General features: G+C 63.3%; 17 protein-coding genes. 1 reads left to right on the top strand and 16 read right to left on the bottom strand.

Features of this window, described 5'->3' with window-relative positions; translation table 11 throughout:
• Nucleotides 1-4 precede the first annotated feature (4 nt).
• The 10 genes from phnE to phnG all read right to left on the bottom strand — a co-directional run bounded on the left by phnE (nucleotide 5) and on the right by phnG (nucleotide 8,593).
• Nucleotides 5-979, bottom strand: coding sequence for a phosphonate ABC transporter, permease protein PhnE (gene phnE / locus ACWUKX_RS11830; protein ID WP_456006865.1), 975 nt, complete (start codon nucleotides 977-979; stop codon nucleotides 5-7).
• Nucleotides 980-1,051: 72 nt separating this feature from the next.
• On the bottom strand, nucleotides 1,052-1,960 hold the full coding sequence (phnD, locus tag ACWUKX_RS11835; protein WP_456006866.1) for a phosphonate ABC transporter substrate-binding protein: 909 nt from the start codon (nucleotides 1,958-1,960) through the stop codon (nucleotides 1,052-1,054).
• A gap of 147 nt (nucleotides 1,961-2,107) precedes the next feature.
• Entirely contained in the window at nucleotides 2,108-2,965 is an 858-nt protein-coding gene (phnC, locus tag ACWUKX_RS11840; RefSeq protein ID WP_456006868.1) for a phosphonate ABC transporter ATP-binding protein, read from the bottom strand.
• A gap of 194 nt (nucleotides 2,966-3,159) precedes the next feature.
• A complete protein-coding gene (locus ACWUKX_RS11845; protein ID WP_456006870.1) occupies nucleotides 3,160-3,777 on the bottom strand; it encodes a DapH/DapD/GlmU-related protein in 618 nt (205 codons plus the stop codon).
• Nucleotides 3,774-4,481, bottom strand: coding sequence for a phosphonate C-P lyase system protein PhnL (phnL, locus tag ACWUKX_RS11850; RefSeq protein ID WP_456006872.1), 708 nt, complete (start codon nucleotides 4,479-4,481; stop codon nucleotides 3,774-3,776). Before phnL ends, ACWUKX_RS11845 begins: the two co-directional genes overlap by 4 nt.
• A gap of 2 nt (nucleotides 4,482-4,483) precedes the next feature.
• Nucleotides 4,484-5,260, bottom strand: a complete 777-nt coding sequence (gene phnK, locus ACWUKX_RS11855; protein WP_065009749.1) for a phosphonate C-P lyase system protein PhnK — start codon at nucleotides 5,258-5,260, stop codon at nucleotides 4,484-4,486.
• Entirely contained in the window at nucleotides 5,257-6,138 is an 882-nt protein-coding gene (locus tag ACWUKX_RS11860) for an alpha-D-ribose 1-methylphosphonate 5-phosphate C-P-lyase PhnJ (protein WP_456006874.1), read from the bottom strand. The genes phnK and ACWUKX_RS11860 overlap by 4 nt, the downstream gene beginning before the upstream one ends.
• A gap of 268 nt (nucleotides 6,139-6,406) precedes the next feature.
• Nucleotides 6,407-7,519, bottom strand: a complete 1,113-nt coding sequence (locus ACWUKX_RS11865; protein WP_065009747.1) for a carbon-phosphorus lyase complex subunit PhnI — start codon at nucleotides 7,517-7,519, stop codon at nucleotides 6,407-6,409.
• 1 nt (nucleotide 7,520) lies between these two features.
• Complete coding sequence (gene phnH, locus ACWUKX_RS11870) at nucleotides 7,521-8,132, bottom strand: phosphonate C-P lyase system protein PhnH (protein ID WP_095520286.1); 612 nt, start codon at nucleotides 8,130-8,132, stop codon at nucleotides 7,521-7,523.
• Entirely contained in the window at nucleotides 8,132-8,593 is a 462-nt protein-coding gene (phnG, locus tag ACWUKX_RS11875) for a phosphonate C-P lyase system protein PhnG (protein WP_065009787.1), read from the bottom strand. The genes phnH and phnG overlap by 1 nt, the downstream gene beginning before the upstream one ends.
• A gap of 121 nt (nucleotides 8,594-8,714) precedes the next feature.
• Between phnG and phnF the strand changes: the two genes are divergently transcribed.
• Nucleotides 8,715-9,464, top strand: coding sequence for a phosphonate metabolism transcriptional regulator PhnF (gene phnF / locus ACWUKX_RS11880; protein WP_456006876.1), 750 nt, complete (start codon nucleotides 8,715-8,717; stop codon nucleotides 9,462-9,464).
• A gap of 23 nt (nucleotides 9,465-9,487) precedes the next feature.
• On the opposite strand, the gene ACWUKX_RS11885 is transcribed toward phnF, so the two are convergent.
• The 6 genes from ACWUKX_RS11885 to ACWUKX_RS11910 form a co-directional block, all read right to left on the bottom strand.
• On the bottom strand, nucleotides 9,488-10,504 hold the full coding sequence (locus tag ACWUKX_RS11885; RefSeq protein WP_456006878.1) for a zinc-binding alcohol dehydrogenase family protein: 1,017 nt from the start codon (nucleotides 10,502-10,504) through the stop codon (nucleotides 9,488-9,490).
• Between the two features lie 68 nt (nucleotides 10,505-10,572).
• Nucleotides 10,573-11,538: an ABC transporter permease gene (locus ACWUKX_RS11890; protein ID WP_456006880.1), complete on the bottom strand. Its 966-nt coding sequence runs from the start codon at nucleotides 11,536-11,538 to the stop codon at nucleotides 10,573-10,575.
• Nucleotides 11,535-13,088: a sugar ABC transporter ATP-binding protein gene (locus ACWUKX_RS11895; protein WP_456006882.1), complete on the bottom strand. Its 1,554-nt coding sequence runs from the start codon at nucleotides 13,086-13,088 to the stop codon at nucleotides 11,535-11,537. Before ACWUKX_RS11895 ends, ACWUKX_RS11890 begins: the two co-directional genes overlap by 4 nt.
• 150 nt (nucleotides 13,089-13,238) lie before the next feature.
• Nucleotides 13,239-14,234, bottom strand: a complete 996-nt coding sequence (locus ACWUKX_RS11900; protein ID WP_456006884.1) for a substrate-binding domain-containing protein — start codon at nucleotides 14,232-14,234, stop codon at nucleotides 13,239-13,241.
• Between the two features lie 326 nt (nucleotides 14,235-14,560).
• Nucleotides 14,561-15,559: an aldo/keto reductase gene (locus ACWUKX_RS11905; protein WP_456006886.1), complete on the bottom strand. Its 999-nt coding sequence runs from the start codon at nucleotides 15,557-15,559 to the stop codon at nucleotides 14,561-14,563.
• A gap of 61 nt (nucleotides 15,560-15,620) precedes the next feature.
• A complete protein-coding gene (locus ACWUKX_RS11910; protein WP_456006888.1) occupies nucleotides 15,621-17,126 on the bottom strand; it encodes a UxaA family hydrolase in 1,506 nt (501 codons plus the stop codon).
• Between the last annotated feature and the right edge of the window lie 212 nt (nucleotides 17,127-17,338).

Genomic DNA, 17,338 nt, shown 5'->3' on the forward strand with positions numbered 1-17,338 from the left:
GGTGTTACTCTCCGCGCCCGTATGCGAACGCCTGCCGGCCGACAAGACGATGCCTCAGCCATGCCGAAAACTGGTCGACAGAGACTATCGTGCAGAACAGCAGAAAGACGATGGCAATGGTCTTGGCCTCATGGCCCCGGCCGATCGAAAGACGCAGGGATTCGCCGATGCCGCCGGCGCCGACGGCACCGAGAATGGTCGAAGCGCGCACATTGATCTCGAAGCGGAGCAGGAAGTAGCTCATGAAATTGGGCAGGACCTGAGGCACGATGCCGAACCACACCCGTTCGATCCAGTTGGCGCCAACAGCCCGCAAGCCTTCTTCAGGCTTCATGTCGGCATTTTCGACCACTTCGAAGAACATTTTTCCGAGCGCGCCGACGGTATGGATGCTGACCGCGAGGATCGCCGGAATCGGTCCAAGCGAGAAGACCGCCAGAAAGAAGCCGGCGATGACGATTTCCGGAAAGGCGCGGACGATTTCAAGGAAGCGGCGCGTGGTGAAGCGGAGCCAGCGGCTGGCCGTGATGTTGCCTGCAGCCAGGAAGCAGAGCAGGAAACCGAATGTGGAGCCCACCAGCGTCGAAAACAGGGCAATGTTCAGCGTCTCGATCATCCGGTGGAAATACTCCGGAATGTAGATGCCTTGGGTCAGGTAGACCCGACCTTCGGGGTAGTCGAACTTGAGGCTGCCATCGTCATAGGCGGAAGGCAGGTCGAACAGCGCGCGCACCGGGTCGAACCAGTCGCGCGGCTTCAATTCGGTGAAAAAGTCGGCGATGTAGGAAAGGCGGTCGAAGAACTTTCCGGCGTTGGTTTCGTTGGCGAACCAGAGCGAGCCAGAGAGTGCAAGAAACAGGAAAGCCAGGCCACCGATCGTGTAAAGGCGCCGGCGAGCGGCGAGGTCGCGCCAGTGCCGCTCGACTGTGGCTGCCTCCGGTGAAAGCGCAGGCGCGTGGTAAACATCGGTCGCACTCATCGATAGATCCCCGGCCCCTGATGCGGCAACGCCGCCGGCGGCACATGGCCCGGCGGCGTTGTGGCAGTTTACTTACGAGCCGATCTTCGCCTTACGGGCATCGATGATTGCCTGATAGAATTCCGGGGTGACCGGCGAATAGCCCTTGAAGTCGCCGCCTTGTATCGCGGAGAAACAGGCCGGATCGGTTTCCGGAAGCTTGGTCAGGAAATCGGTGATCTTCTGCTTGGCGCCGGCGTCGATGGACGTACGCAAGACCAACGGGCCGTTCGGGATCATCGGCGACTGCCACAATTCGACGAGGTCGTCCATCTTGAGCACGCCCTTGTCGACCATCTTGCGGAGGTTGCCCGAGCTGTAGCCGTCCTTGAAATCGCCGACGCCGGAGGCCCAGGTGGTGCCGGCATCGAAGGTGCCCTTCAGGACTTCAAGGACAAGCTGTTCATGGCCGCCACCGAAACCGGTCGACGCGAAGTAGCTCTTCACATCCAGGCCGATGTCCTTGGGCAGTGACGTGACTGGGATCAGATAACCAGAAGTCGAATCGGGATCGGCGAAACCGAGTTTCTTGCCCTTCATGTCGGCGAGTGTCTTGATGCCGGAATCGGCACGGGCGACCATGACCGAATGGTAGCCGGTCGAACCGTCGGTCTGGATCGTCGTCAGGATCGGTTGAACCGCGTCCTTGTTTTCGAGATAGATCTTGGCATAGGCGGAAGCGCCGAGCTCGGCATAGTCAAGCGTGCCGCCGAGCAGGCCCTGGATGACGCCGTCGTAGTCGGCGGCCGGGAACAGCGAAACTTTCTCGACGCCCAGCACTTCCTTGATGTGGTCGGCAAAGCACTGATAGTTGCGCAGGCGATCGGCTTCGTTCTCGCCGCCCAGAATGCCGACGCGGAATTCCTTCAGGTCCTGTGCCTGGACCGCGCCCATCGCCATGGCGAGGATGGAAACGGCACCGAAAAGTATCTTTCTAAACATTTCGCGTCTCTCCTGTTGATTCCGGCATCGCGCCGGTAGCGTTCGAATTTTGACAGCGCCCTTGACGCGGGCTGGCGATCCAGGCGCTCTTTTGTTTGTCCATGATCCTTTCTGGATACCGGTATCCACCTGTCGGGGATCATGGAACTAATAGCCAGGAAATGCGGGCTCGAGCGGTCCTGCGGATGCGGCGATTTTTTGCTTGATGGTGACGCTGGTCGAGGTGATGGCCTCGGAGATTTCGCCGCCATTGCTGTCGGCACCGTAGACCATGCGCACCGCCTCACGGTTGAGATCTTCGGGTGGGCCGTCGAACACGACCTTGCCGGCAGCCATGCCGATGATGCGGTTGCAATAGGTGCGCGCAGTATCCAGCGTGTGCAGATTGGTGACGACGGTCATGCCTTCGCGCAGATTGATGTCCTGCAGCGAATCCATCACCACCTTGGCATTGAGCGGGTCGAGCGAGGCGATCGGCTCGTCGGCGAGGATAACTTTCGGCTGCTGCATCATGGCGCGGGCGATCGCGACGCGCTGCTGCTGGCCGCCGGACAAGGTGCCGGCCGGCTGCAGCGCCGTGCGGGCAATGTCGAGACGCTCGAGCGCCGCTATCGCCTCGGCCCGTTCCTCGCGAGAGAAGACACCGAGCAGATTGACAATCGTCGAGCGGTGATTGAGCCGGCCGAGCAGCACATTGGTCAGCACGTCGAGACGCGGCACCAGGTTGAATTGCTGAAAGATCATGGCGCAATCGCGCTGCCAGCGCCTGAGCAGCGAGCCGCGCAGGCTGGAGACTTCGGCACCGTCAAAGAAAATCGACCCTTGGCTCGGATCGATGAGGCGGTTGATCATGTGCAAAAGGGTCGACTTGCCGGCGCCGGAGCGGCCGATGATGCCGACCATCTGACCGTGCGGGATCGAGATATCGACATTGCTGACGGCGGTGTTCTTGCCAAACCGGCGGGTGACGCCGCGGATTTCGAGCGTGGCTGAGGTTGCTGACATAGGCAAGTTCCAGTCCAGTCGCGTTTCGAAGGTCTGTTAACCATCGCTAGCGCAAGGCCATGAACCTGCGGTGTCGGATTGATGTCAGTTTTGTTACCGCCCACAGGCTTGGGCGGCGCGCCGTGAATGGTGAATGGTGACGGTGGCAGCCAGAAGAGGCTGGTGAAGGCCCTTCTATTCACCATTCACCCCCTTCAGCTGCCGTATTTTTCCAGAAACGCTTCCGCCGAAAGGGCGCGGAAATCGTAGAGCGCGGCGCGCAGGCGGGCATGGTCCCAATCCCACCAGGCGAGTGCCTGATAACGTTCCGCCGTGTGGCGGTCGAAGCGTTCGCGGATTGGTTTCGCCGGCACGCCGCCGACGATGGTGTAGGGCGCAACGTCCTTCGACACCACCGCACCGGCGCCGACCGCCGCACCGTCGCCCACGGTGACGCCGGGCAGGACGGTCGAGCCGTGGCCAAGCCGGGTGTCGTGGCCGATGGTGACGCGTCTGGCGCGGCGCTGGGCGAAGAATTCGCTCTCGTGCTCGGCGTCGTCCCAATAATCCGAGGCGCGATAGGTGAAATGGTGCAGCGTCGGCCGCCACGTCGGGTGGTTGGTGGCGTTGATGCGCACATTGGCGGCGATGTTGGCGAACTTGCCGATCGTCGCGCACCAGACGCCGCAGTCCTGCATCATGTAGGAATAGTCGCCGATCGTGCTCTCCGAAACCCGGCATCGTTCGGCGATTTCGGTCCAGCGGCCAAGCGTCGAATTCTCGACTTCCGCTGTCTCGTGGACCAGCGGCGTTTCCGACAATTTTCGCGTCATGCGGCGATTTTCCCGGCGGCAAAAGCGGTCACGTCGATGACGCGGTCGGCTACCGCCTCGCGCACGTCGCGGTCATGGAAGATGCCAAGCAGGGCGACGCCGGCCGCCTTCTTGGCCGCGATCAGCGTAATCACGACTTCGCGGTTCCTGGCATCGAGCGAAGCGGTCGGCTCGTCGAGCAGCAGGATCGGGTGCTCGGTGATGAAGCCGCGCGCGATGTTGACGCGCTGCTGTTCGCCGCCGGAAAAGGTCGCCGGCGGCAGTGCCCAAAGTTTTTCCGGCAGGTTGAGCTGCCCCAGCAAGGCGCGCGCCTTGCCGCGCGCAACTTCACGGTCCTCGCCGCGCTCGACCAGCGGTTCGGCGACGACATCGAGGGCGGGGACGCGCGGCACTGTGCGCAGGAACTGGCTGACATAGCCGATCGTGAGCCGGCGCACGGCAAGCACGGTGCGCGGGCTCGCCGTCGCGAGATCGATGAGCCCGTCCTCGTGCTGGACGATGATCTGGCCTTCGTCGACCGCATAGTTGCCGTAGAGCATCTTCAGGATCGAGCTCTTGCCGGCGCCGGAAGGGCCGCCGAGCACGGCGCACTCGCCGGCCCTGATCGAGAACGACACGCCGGTGACGACAGGCAGTTTGATGCCGTCGCGCAGATGCATGGTGAAGCTCTTGGCGACATCGGAGACGACGAGCGGGGTTGCCATGATCACACCTGCAGAATGGAAGAAACAAGGAGCTGGGTGTAGGGCGCGCGCGGATCGTCGAGCACGCGGTCGGTGAGGCCGCTTTCGACGACGCGGCCGTCCTTCATCACCATCATGCGTTGCGACAGCAGACGTGCCACTGCGAGGTCGTGGGTGACGACGATTGCCGCAAGGCCGAGATCGGTGACCAGCCCGCGCAACAGGTCGAGCAGACGCGCCTGCACGGAAACGTCGAGGCCGCCGGTCGGCTCGTCCATGAACACCAGCCGCGGCCCGGTGACGAGATTGCGGGCGATCTGCAGGCGCTGGCGCATGCCGCCGGAGAAGGCGCGCGGCTCGTCGTCGATGCGGTCCTCGTCGATCTCGACGCGTGACAGCCAGTCGACCGCAGTGGCGCGGATTTTCCCATAGTGGCGGTCGCCGACCGCCATCAGCCGCTCCCCGACATTGGCGCCGGCGGACACCGTCATGCGCAGCCCGTCGGCGGGGTTCTGGTGGACAAAGCCCCAGTCGGTGCGCATCAGGAAGCGGCGCTCGGCCTCGCTCATGCGGTAGAGTTCGCGGAACTGACCGTCGCGCATGCGGTAGCTGGCGGTGCCGGAACTCGGCAGCAATCTGGTCGAGAGGCAGTTGAGCAGCGTCGTCTTGCCGGAACCGGATTCGCCGACTACCGCCAGCACCTCGCCCGGCCAAAGGTCGAATGTGACGTTTTCGCAGCCGACACGCGAGCCGTAGAATTTGGATAGCGCGGAAACGCGCAGCAGTGGTTCGTCGGTCATTGCGCCGGCTCCATCGTTTCGGGCGCAAGACGGCCACGATGGCCTCCTTCGCGCCGTTTCTCGCAATGGTCGGTGTCGGAGCAGACGAACATGTGGCCGCCATGGTCGTCGAGGATGACCTCGTCGAGATAGACCTTCTCGGCCGCGCACAGCGCGCAGGGCTGGTCGAAGGTCTGCACCTCGAACGGATGGTCCTCGAAATCGAGGCTGACCACATCGGTGAAGGGCGGCAGCGCATAGATGCGCTTTTCGCGGCCGGCGCCGAACAGTTGCAGAGCCGGCGAATGGTGCATCTTTGGGTTGTCGAATTTCGGCGTTGGCGAGGGATCCATCACATAGCGGCCCTCGACCTTGACCGGGTAGGCATAGGTAGTGGCAATGCGGCCGTGCCTGGCGATGTCCTCGTAGAGCTTCACATGCATGAGGCCGTATTCCTCCAGCGCATGCATCTTGCGCGTTTCCGTTTCGCGCGGTTCGAGGAAGCGCAACGGTTCGGGAATTGGCACCTGGTAGACCAGCACCTGGCCCGCGCTCAGTGGATGTTCGGGAATGCGGTGGCGGGTCTGTATGATGGTCGCCTTGGCCGTCTCGGTGGTGACGGCGACATTGGCGACCTTCTTGAAGAACGCACGGATTGAAACCGCGTTGGTGGTGTCGTCGGCGCCCTGGTCAATGACTTTGAGCACGTCTTCAGGGCCGATGATCGAAGCCGTGACCTGGACGCCGCCGGTGCCCCAGCCATAAGGCATCGGCATTTCGCGCGAGGCGAACGGCACCTGATAGCCGGGAACGGCTATGCCCTTGAGGATCGCGCGGCGGATCATCCGCTTGGTCTGCTCGTCGAGATAGGCGAAGTTGTAAGTGGCGATGTCGGTCATGGCGATCGCTTCCGCTGTGTGCTACCGAATTGACTTCCAAGACGCGGAAGAAGGGCCAGGCTCGGATGACTCCAACCGGATGGATGCACATCGGAATCCTGTTGCTGGTGTTTGTCGGCGTGGTTGCCTTTGTCCTTCGAAGAATGGTTCTTCCTGCGCCGAAGGAAGGCGCGAATGGCGAAACCGTTGGCGGCAGTAGCGGCTACGGCGGATCCGGAGGGGTGTAGCGGCCATTCCCACGAGATCATGGTGGTGGAGCTAACTGAAGTCATTCCGCAGCCTGCCTCTTCTCTTCGACTTTGCCTGCGTTTTCGCGGGCGTCATGCTCGGCGCGCATGCGGCGCACGAGGTCGAGCTCGGCCTGGAAGTCGACATAGTGCGGCAGCTTCAGATGCTCGACGAAGCCGGTCGCCTGGACATTGTCGGAATGCGAGATGACGAACTCCTCGTCCTGGGCAGCGGCGACGACGTCTTCGCCGAATTCCGAAGCGCGTAACGCCCGGTCGCACAGTGCCATGGCCATCGCCTTGCGCTCGCTCTGACCGAAGACGAGGCCGTAGCCGCGGGTGAATTGCGGCGGCGCCTTGGCCGAGCCCTTGAACTGGTTGACCATCTGGCACTCGGTGACGCGCACGGAGCCGAGCGGTACCGCGAAGGGCAGCTCCGGCACATCGAGTTCCAGCTCGACCTCACCGATGCGAACTTCGCCGACGAAGGGATGGTTGCGGGCGTAGCCGCGCTGGGTGGAATAGCCGAGCGCCAGCAGAAAACCCTCGTCGCCGCGTGACAGCGCCTGCAGGCGGATGTCGCGGGCCATCGGGAATTCCAGCGGCTCGCGGGTGATGTCGCCGGGGACATGATCCTGCGGCATGTCGCCATCAGGCTCGATCAGGCCTTCGCGGGCGAGGATCGCGGAGACGCGCGGCATGGCTTCCGCCTCGCTGGCACGCTGCAGCGGCTCGGCGACATCGCCGCCCGCGGCGAGCTCGGGATCGAGCAGCCGGTGAGTGTAGTCGAAAGTCGGGCCGAGCAGCTGGCCGCCAGGAAGATCCTTGTAGGTCGCCGAAACGCGCCGCTCGACCAGCATCGCGCCAGTGTCGATCGCCTTGGTATAGCCGAAGCGTGGCAGCGTGGTCCGATAGGCACGAACCAGGAAGATCGCCTCGATCATGTCGCCGCGCGCCTGAACGATGGCGAGGGCCGCCAGCTCGCGGTCGTAGAGCGAACCCTCGCTCATCACCCGGTCGACGCCGAGCGCCAGCTGCTCGACGATCTGGTCGAGGCGCAGCGCCGGCACGGAACGATCGCCGCGCCGGCGGTCGGCGAGCAGGGAGTGGGCGTTGGCAATGGCCGCTTCGCCGCCTTTTACCGCGACATACATATCACGCCTCCATCGTCTTGATGCGCGTCGTGCGCGGCAGGCAGGCAACGCCGTCGGGGGTGGCAAGGATGATGTCGACGCCACGCGGAAAGCGCTGGTTGTTCTGCTTCCATTGCTCGACGAAATGGCGCGGCATCTGCGCCGGCGCGATGGTTGCAGTCATTTCGATGCCGGGACCTTCGAGCAGCAGAGGGGCGCCTGAAACGATATCGCTCACCTGCAGGATCAGCGTTGTGGAGCGGTCGGGATAGTCCTGGGTGCCCTGCGAAAAGCCATCGAGCGACATCATCTCGGCCGGCGTGGCGATCAGCGCGAAATGCGCGTCGGCCGGCGTATTGGCCAGCGGCGCGCCGGTGTGGAAGCCGAGCCAGGATTTCACCGCTGCTGGGGCCTGCAAAACGGGGTCGAGCCAGAGCGGCGTGTCGTTGTCGCACAGCGCCAGCGCGATGGCGCCGGCGGTGGCCGACAGTGGCGCCGGCGGGCGGGCAAAGATCGGCAGGGGCTGCAGGGTGCCTGGCCGCGCCATCGCATCCATCACGGCGCGGAACACCGTCTGGGCGTCGAACACCGGATCGGCAAAGCCGCCCTCGATCGCTTGCGTTGCGATGTCCATCAGTCTTCTCCGCGTACCATGGTGAAGAAATCGACCTTCGTTGCCGCCGTCTCGGCGCGCCGCCGTTCACGTGCGCCGGCAAGTGCGGCCTGCAGCGGCGCAATGAGTTTTGTCTCGACCTCGCGGCGCAGGGCAGGATCCTGCCAGAGCGCGTCGGCGATCGCCGCCAGTTTTGCTTTCTGCTTGTCACGGCCGAGCGCGTAGCAGTGGCCGACCTGTCCGGATGCGAGCCGGACGGTAGCGCGGGTGACCGTCGCCTCGCCGACATTGAATGGTGCGCCGCCGCCGCCGATGCGGCCACGCACGGTGACCAGGCCGGTTTCGGGACCGCGCAGGAGTTCTGCTTCCGAAGGCAGGCCGGCTGCGTTCCAAAGGCGGACGATATCGTCGCCGGTCGATTGCGCCAGCGTCGCCATGACGGCCTTGCGCTCAGCCTGATCGCGCGCTTCCTGTCCTCGCATGGCAGCCATTCCTTCTCGTCCGAATTTGTATAATGATGTAGACAATTATACAAATTATACCTATTCTCTAAAGCGTGTCCATGACAGATGGATGACAGGGCGAAAAAGATCGGGGCAAGAGATGATCGGGCAGCAGATTGCCAGCAGCATAGAGCGGCGCAGCGGCGTCTCGCTGTGGCGGCAGATCGCCGACCAGATCCTGCATTCGATCGCCATCGGCGACTTTGCCGAGAATGCCGCGCTGCCACCGGAGATTGCACTGGCGGAGCGTTATGGCGTCAACCGCCATACGGTGCGCAGCGCCATCGCAGCACTGGTGCAGGATGGCGTGCTGAGGGCCGAACAGGGGCGTGGCACTTTCGTGCTTTCGCGCAAGCGGCTGTCCTATCCGATCGGCGCCCGCACCCGTTTTTCGGAGGGCTTGCAAGGGCAGGCGACGGAGCGCCGCAGCGTGCTGCTCGAATCGGCGGTCGAGCCGGCCAGCCGGCGCGTCGCCGAAGGGCTGGGGCTTGCCAAGGGTTCGAATGTCATACGCCTTGAGACGCGCGGCGAAGCCGACGGACAGCCGGTCTCGCGTGCCACCGGCTGGTTCGATGCGAAACGCTTCGAAGGCATCGAGACCGCTATCGCGGAAACTGGATCGGTGACCGCCTCGCTCCAGCGTTTCGGCATCAGTGACTATCTCAGGCAATCGACAGTGCTGTCGGCGCGCCACGCAGATGCCGCCGATCTCGCCGATCTCGATCTGCAGTCCGGCGCCATCGTGCTGGTCACGGTCGCGGTCAACGTCACGCCGGACGGCCAGCCGATCCAGTTCGCCGAAACGCGCTTTCCGGCTGAGCGCGTCGAGCTCAAATTATCGGCGCGGTAGATAGGTGCGCGTCTATCCCGGTCTCATCTGACCTGAATGACCGCCTTGATCAGGCCGGATTTCTCATGCGCCCAGCGGGCGAGGTCGCGCGGTGTGTCGCCAAGCGTCGTGCGATGGGTGACGAGCTTTGCCAGCGGCACCGCGCCGTCGCGGATCGAGGCGGCGACATGGTCGAAGTCGGCGCGCAGCGCGTTGCGGCTGCCGATCAGCGTCATCTCGCGCTTGTGGAATTCGGGGTCGGAAAAGACGATGTCGTCCTTGACGACGCTGACCAGGACCAGCGCCCCGCCATGCGCGACATGGGCGAAAGCCGACTGGACTGACTGGGTGTTGCCAGTGGCGTCGAAAACCACGTCAAAGCCTTCGCCGTCAGTCGCCTCCCGCGCCAGATCGGTTGCCGATCCCTTCGAGCCGTCGAGGGTGGCGAAGTCGAGTTCGCTTGCGGCGAAACCCAGCCTCTCGGCACTCATGTCGAGCAGCGTCACGTCCAGACCGGCGATGCGGGCAAACAGTGCCGTGCCGAGCCCGATCGGCCCGGCGCCGATGACCAGCGTGCGCGCGCCGGGCTGCGCCAGCGAGCGCCGAACGGCATGCGCCCCGATCGCCAGGAATTCGACGGCGGCGGCGTCGGCCAGCGACAGGCCGTTGGCCGGGTAGAGGTTCTGCGCCGGCACCAGGATCCGTTCGCACATGGCGCCGTCGCGGTGGACGCCGAGCACCTCGATCCGGACGCAGCAATTAGGCTTGCCTTGCCGGCAGGCGATGCATTTGCCGCAAGCGAGATAGGGATTGATGATCACCGGTTCGCCAACGGCCAGATCGACGCCTTCGCCGGCCTCGATCACAGTGCCGGAAACCTCGTGGCCCATGATGCGGGGATAAGCGAGGAACGGATGCTTGCCATCGAAGATATGATAGTCGGTGCCGCAGATGCCGACATGACTGACCGCGACCAGCGCCCAGCCAGAGGGCGGAGTGCCTGGCGCCGGGCGGTCTTCCAGAACAAGCTCACCGGGCGAGCGGCAGACGACGGCTTTCATAGTTCAATCCAGTCTGTTCATGAAACCGCCGGCCCGGCTAGCGCCGGGCCGGCGGTTGTTAATATGGTCTACTTGCCGCGGCGGCGCAGGCCGTCGAAATAGACGATGACGATAATTAGCACGCCGGTAATGATGCGCTGCCAGAAGGCATTGACGTTCAAGAGATTGGCGCCGTTGTTGATGGTGGCGAGGATGAAGGCGCCGAGCAGCGGTCCGTGCACCGAGCCGACGGCGCCGAACAGCGAGGTGCCGCCGATCACCGACGAGGCGATCGCCTGCAACTCCCAGCCCTCGGCCTGTGTCGGATTGCCGATGCCGATGCGCGAGGCAAGCAGCACGCCGACAAAAGCCGCACAGAGGCCCGACAGCGTATATGCCATGTAGATGGTGCGCTGGACGTTGACACCGGACAGGCGCGATGCCTCGGCGTTGGAGCCGACCGAGAACAGATACCGGCCCCAGCGGCTGTGATGCAGGAAGATGTAGGCGGGGATGCCGACGAGGATCACCATCCAGAACAGATTGGGGACGCCGAGAAACGAGCTGCGCGAAAACAGTTGGAAGGCATCGTTGTTGATCGAGATCGAGTTGCCGTTGGTCATCAAGAGGCCGATGCCGCGCAAGGATGTCAGCGTCGCCAGCGTGATGATGAAGGGCGGCAGGCCCATTCTGACGATGCCAAAGCCATGGAACATGCCGATGGCGACGCCGACCAGCAAGGTGATCAGGATGGCGAGGAAAATCGGCACGCCGGCATTGATCAACATCGCCACGATGACGGTGGCGAAGCCGACGACGGCGCCGACGGAAAGGTCGATGCCTCCGGTGATGATGACGAAGGTCTGGCCGACTGCCAGGATGGCGATCATCGAACCTTGCCGCAGCAGATTCGAGATGTTGTTGGCGGAGGCGAAGCTCGGCGTCGCCACCGACAGGATGACCCACAACAATACCAGCAGCGCCAGCAGTGTCAGCCCGAACAGGGCGTTGTAGTTGCGTTTCGGCCTTTCGGCCGGGATCGCCTCGGTGCTCATATCTGTCCTCCCGGTTTTTCTTGTTTCTCGGCCAGCGCTTGGGTGAGGATCTCCTCATGGTCGGCAGTGCGGAATCCATGAGTGGCCACCAGTTTGCCGCGCCGGAACACATGCAGTGTGTCGGCCAGTTCATAGACCTCGGGCAGATAGGACGAGATCAGGATGATGCCGGCGCCATTGGACAAAAGCGCGCTGAACAGGCGGTAGATCTCGGCCTTGGTGCCGACATCGACGCCGACTGTCGGCTCGTCGAAGATGAACAGCTTGGCGCCGTGCGCCAGCCACTTGCCGATGACGATCTTCTGCTGGTTGCCGCCGGACAGGCTGGAGGCGAGCGCGTTGCGCGTCGGTGTCTTGATCCTGAGATTGGCGATCTGGCGATCCGCCTCGGTCTTCTCCTGTGCGCTGGAGATCAGCAGATTGCTGGAGATGCGCTTGTAGATCGGCAGATTGAGATTGAGGCCGACCGGCAGGTTGAGGCAGAGGCCCTGGTCGCGGCGGCTTTCCGGCGCCAGCGCCATGCCGAGCCTGATAGCGTCATGCTCGGAATTGACCTGAACCGCCTTGCCCTCCCAGAGGATCTGGCCGGCCGACTTGCGATGACGGCCGTAAAGCGTGGTGACGAACTCGCTGCGCCCGGCACCGATCAGGCCGTAGAGCCCGACGATTTCGCCGGCACGGACCTTCATCGAGACATTTTCGAAGCCCTTGCCGGAGAGATTTCTGGCTTCGAGCAGCGTCGCGCCCGGGGTAAAATGCTCCTTGTGATAGACTTGCTCGATCGAGCGGTTGATCATCATCTTGACCAGCTCGGCGTCGTTGGTTTCGGCGATGTTCCTGGTGCCGACAAGCGTGCCGTCGCGCAGCACCGAGACGCGGTCGGCGAGCTCGAACACCTCTTCCATGCGGTGGCTGATGTAGATGATGGTGACGCCTTCGCCCTTCAGCCGGCGGATCAGCGTGAACAGCTGGTCGGCTTCCTTCCGGGTGAGATAGGCAGTCGGCTCGTCGAAGATCAGGAACTTGGTGCCGCGCACGGTGGCGCGGGCGGCGGCGATCAGCTGCTGCTGGCCTATGGTCAGGTCACCCAGCACGACATGCGCCGGCAGATCAAAGCCGAGATCGTCGATGATCTTCTGCGCTTCCCTGACCATGGCCCGCTGCTGCAGGATGCCGAAGCGGGAATCCTCCTCGCCGAGGAACATGTTGGCTGCGACAGTGAGATGGCGGCACAGAACGACCTCCTGATGCACAGCATTGATGCCCAGCGCCATCGCCTCATGCGGCGTCGCCAGCGCTGCCGGCTTGCCCTCCCAGATGACGTCGCCGGAGGTGCGCGGCATGACGCCGGTCAGCAGCTTGATCAGGGTGGATTTGCCGGCACCGTTCTCGCCGACAATGGCGTGGATTTCGCTGGCCTTGAAGGCGAGGTTAACCGGCTTCAGCGCGTGCGTGCCAGGATATCGCTTCTCCAAGCCCTTGAGTTCGAGGATCGTCCTGCCCGGTTCCAGCGTTGGGGCCGGATGCAGTTCCTGCGCCGTCGATGTCATGACAATCCTCCCAGATTGGCCTCACGATTGGCACGTAGCGATGCTGGCCGGGTCGCATCGTCAAGGGTATTGAAGCCGGCTGATTTCGAAGCACTTTCAGGGTGTTTCCGGGGCAATGAGGCCCCGGAAACGGTGCGCCAATGCCGGTGCTCAGTCGAGCTTCGGATTGAGCAGCGCGTCGATCTTCGGATCCTTCATATTGGCCTTGGTGACGAGGTTGGCGCCGGTATCGACATTGGCCTCGACCTTCTCGCCTTTCGAGGCCGCGAGCGCCGTCTTGATGCCGTCATAGCCCATCCGGTACGGATCCTGGACGACGAGAGCCGAAATGACGCCGTCGTTGAGGAACTTGATCAGCTTCTCGTCGCTGTCGAAGCCGACGAGTCCGACCTTGCCGGCCAGGCTGTTCTCGGCGATCGCCTGACCGACGCCCTGCGCCATGATCAGGTTGGAGGCGAAGATGCCCTTGAGGTTCGGGTTGGCGGTTATCAGGTCGGTCGCGATGTTGAGGCCGGTAGTGGCTTGGCCGTCGGCGTACTTGTCGGCGACAAGCTTGAGGCCGGGATATTTGGCGGCAAGCTGCTCCTTGAAGCCCTGGGCGCGCTGTTCGAGCGAACCGGCACCCGGAAGCGCGGTGATCAGGGCGACGTCGCCCTCGACTTTGCCGCCATTGGCTTCGGCGATCGCGGCCGCCAGCCCGTCAGCGGCGACCCGGCCGCCCTGGATATTGTCGGTGGTCAGGAACGAAGTGAAGGCCTTGGAGTCGGCGCCGGAGTCGATGCCGATGATCTTGACCTTGGTGGCTGCCTCATCGATCGGCTTGCCGAGCGCCTTGGCTTCGGTCGGCGCGATGACGACGGCAGCCGGGGTGCCGGCGACGGCGTTCTCGAGGATCGAGATCTGGCCGTTGACGTCGGTCTCCGCCTGGGCGCCGAGCTCCGGCACGTTGACACCGAGGTCCTTGCCGGCCTTGCGGGCGCCCGCCAGAACGATCTGCCAGTAGAAAGAGGTGGTGTCCTTGACGATGATCGGAATGGTCACGTCCGCGGCGTGAGCCGGCGCCGAGTGCACCACGCCGGCAAGCATCGAGGCAGCGGCGAGGGCCACGACGGCGCGGCGGTTGAGAATGCTGGTCACGAATTTCATAAGGCTTCCTCCCTAAGTCGCCCGGTGAACGTTGCTGAAGCTCGGTTTGGATAGGCGCTGCCCAAACGGAACTTTATCAATAAAAAACATTTACCGCTTTTTGATAGTGCATAGGTTGGGTCGACGCAAGCGGTGTTTCGTATCGGTCTCCTTATGGCTAGACCGATCTCATTGCCAAACCCTACAGATCCTCTCCGAAAGGTATGGAATATTAATTCCACCAACCAGTCAAGATGGAATATTCATTCTTTTTGGGGCGTCCGATTGTTACGCCTCCTGATCGCGCCATCCGCCGTTTAACCGACGAGGGCGAAGGCCGCAGCGCGTCAGCCGAGTTTCTGTACGACCGTGTAAGGATCATATTTGGCGAATTCGGTTTCGGGCACCTGGATGTCGAGCAGTTGGAGATTTCGCCCCAGATTGGTCGGTTTGGCGGTGCCCGTCAGCACAGAAGCGACCACAGGCTCGTGCAGCGGGAACTGGAACGCCGCCGCGGCAAGCGGATAGCCGCCCTCGGCGGCGATTTCTTCCATGGCGGCGACACGGTCGAGAATGTTCTGGGTGGCCGGCAGGTAGTCGAAATGCGCACCCGGCACAGGGCCGGTCGCCAAGATGCCGGAATTGAAGACGCCACCGATGATCAGCGAGGTCTGCCGTTGCCGGCAAAGCGGCAGCAATTCGGCTTCGGCGGTGCGGTCGAGCAGCGAATAGCGGCTGGCCAGCAGGATGCAGTCGAGCGGCGCCTGGCGCAGCACATCGAGACAGATCTGCACCTCGTTGACGCCAAGGCCGTAGGCGGAAATGACCCTGGACGACTTCAGCTCTTCCAGCGCCTTCAGCCCGCCATCCATCAGCTGGCGGAAATGCAGCTTCGTTTTCTCGACGCCATGCGTGTAGACGCCGATGTCGTGGACGAACAGAATGTCGATTCGATTGAGGCCAAGCCGCGCATAGCTGAACTCGACCGAACGCATGATGCCGTCATAGGAATAGTCGTAGTCGAGCGCAAAGGGCAGCGGATCGACATAAGAATGGTCCGGAATCTGGTCTTCCGGCACCGGCCGGAACAGGCGCCCAACCTTGGTCGACAGCACGTAGGAGTCCCGCGGCTTGTCGCGCAGGAAATCGCCGAAGCGGCGTTCCGAGAGGCCGAAGCCGTAGAAGGGCGCCGTATCGAAATAGCGCAGGCCGGCTTCCCAGGCGACCCGTAGCGTCTCCATCGCCGCTTCACGCGAACAGGCGCGATAGAGGCCGCCGACCGCCGCGCCGCCGAAGCTGACCTCGGTTATTTCCAGCGCGGTGCTGCCGACACAGCGTTTCTTCATGCAAAGCCTCCCACCGGCCATTTGCCGGCCCGTCCATGTCTTAAGTCAGTTAGTGGGTGGTCTAGAGGGTCGCGCCGAGGTGCCAGGGCACGAACTCGTTGTCGCCGTAGCCGAACTCCTCGCTCTTTGTCTTGCGGCCGGAAGCCGTCTCGACGATCAGTTCGAAGATCTCGCGACCCATGCCGGCGATGGTCTTTTCGCCCGAGGCGATGACGCCGCAATTCACGTCCATGTCCTCTTCCATGGTGTGGTACATGGTCGAGTTGCTGGCGACCTTGATCGACGGCGTCGGCCGGCAGCCGAAGCAGGAACCGCGGCCGGTGGTGAAGACGATGACATTGGCGCCGCCTGCCACTTGGCCGGTGGCGGAAACCGGGTCGTAGCCGGGCGTGTCCATGAACACCAAGCCGTGTCCGGTGACCTTTTCGGCATAGCCAAAGACGCCGTTGAGCGGCGTCTGTCCGCCCTTGGCGACCGCGCCAAGCGACTTCTCCAGGATGGTGGTCAGGCCGCCGCGCTTGTTGCCGGGCGACGGATTGTTGTCGATGGAGGCGCCATGCTTGGCGACATGGTCTTCCCACCACTTCACATAGCCATCGAGCCTGGCTGCGATCTCCGGGGTCGCCGCACGGTAGGCAAGCAGATGCTCGGCGCCGTAGATTTCCGTCGTCTCGGAGAGGATGCCGATGCCACCAACACCGGCAAGGATGTCGACGGCGGCGCCCAGCGCCGGATTGGCGGTGATGCCGGACATGCCGTCCGAGCCGCCACATTGCAGGCCGACGACGATCTCGCTGACCGGGATCGGCTCACGCTCAAGCTTGTCGACCTCCTCGGCGATCTCGGCCAGCACCAGCATCGCCTTCTCGACCGATTTGCGCGAGCCGCCGGCTTCCTGGATGTTGAAATGGCGTTTTCCCGCAGCGACACCCTTCTGGCCATAGAGGGTGAGCTGGTTGACCTCGCAGCCGAGCCCGACCATCAGCACGCCGCCGAAATTCGGATGGCGGGCGTAGCCGGCCAGCGTGCGGTGCAGCACCATCATGCCGTCGCCGGTGGCGCTCATCCCGCAGCCTTGGCCGTGGACGATCGGAACGAAGCCGTCGATGCCGGGATATCTGGGCAGGAGCGTGCGGTTCGCCTCGTCGGCGATGGCATGGCAAACGGTGGCCGAGCAATTGACGCTGGCGAGAATGCCGACGAAGTTGCGCGTGCCGGCACGGCCGTCGGCGCGACGGTAGCCCATGAAGGTGCGGGCGCGGTCGGCCTCGGTCGCGTGCACGGCTTCGCTCGGCGGCACCACCGGCAAACGCCCGGACTCGAAGACCAGATTGTGCGAATGGACATGCTCGCCGGGTGCGATGTCCTGGGTGGCGCGGCCGATCGCCTGAGCGTATTTGACCACGGCCTCGCCGGCGGCGATTGGCTTGATCGCTACCTTGTGGCCGGGTTCGATCAACGCGGTGGCGACGGCACCGCCCGGCAGTACCGCGCCGATCTCGATGCGGCCGTTGGCGACCGCGACATTGTCGGCGGGGGACAGAAGAATGCTGTTTGCGGCGTTCACGGGCAGTTTCCTGGGTGTTCCTGGGATCGGCAAGCGGATTGACACGCGCCTGTTAACAGTTAATGTCTTTTATCGTGAAAAAACAGTTTTGCGTCAATTGTTTTTTCGTGACAGCGCCGCGCGTTCTTATGGATGTGCAGAGGATCGGATACTGGAACCAGGGCTGACTTTCGAAAAGCGATTCTCGCTTTTTTGGGGGCCTTTGCGTTTGG

This window comes from Mesorhizobium sp. f-mel, from assembly GCF_053850215.1.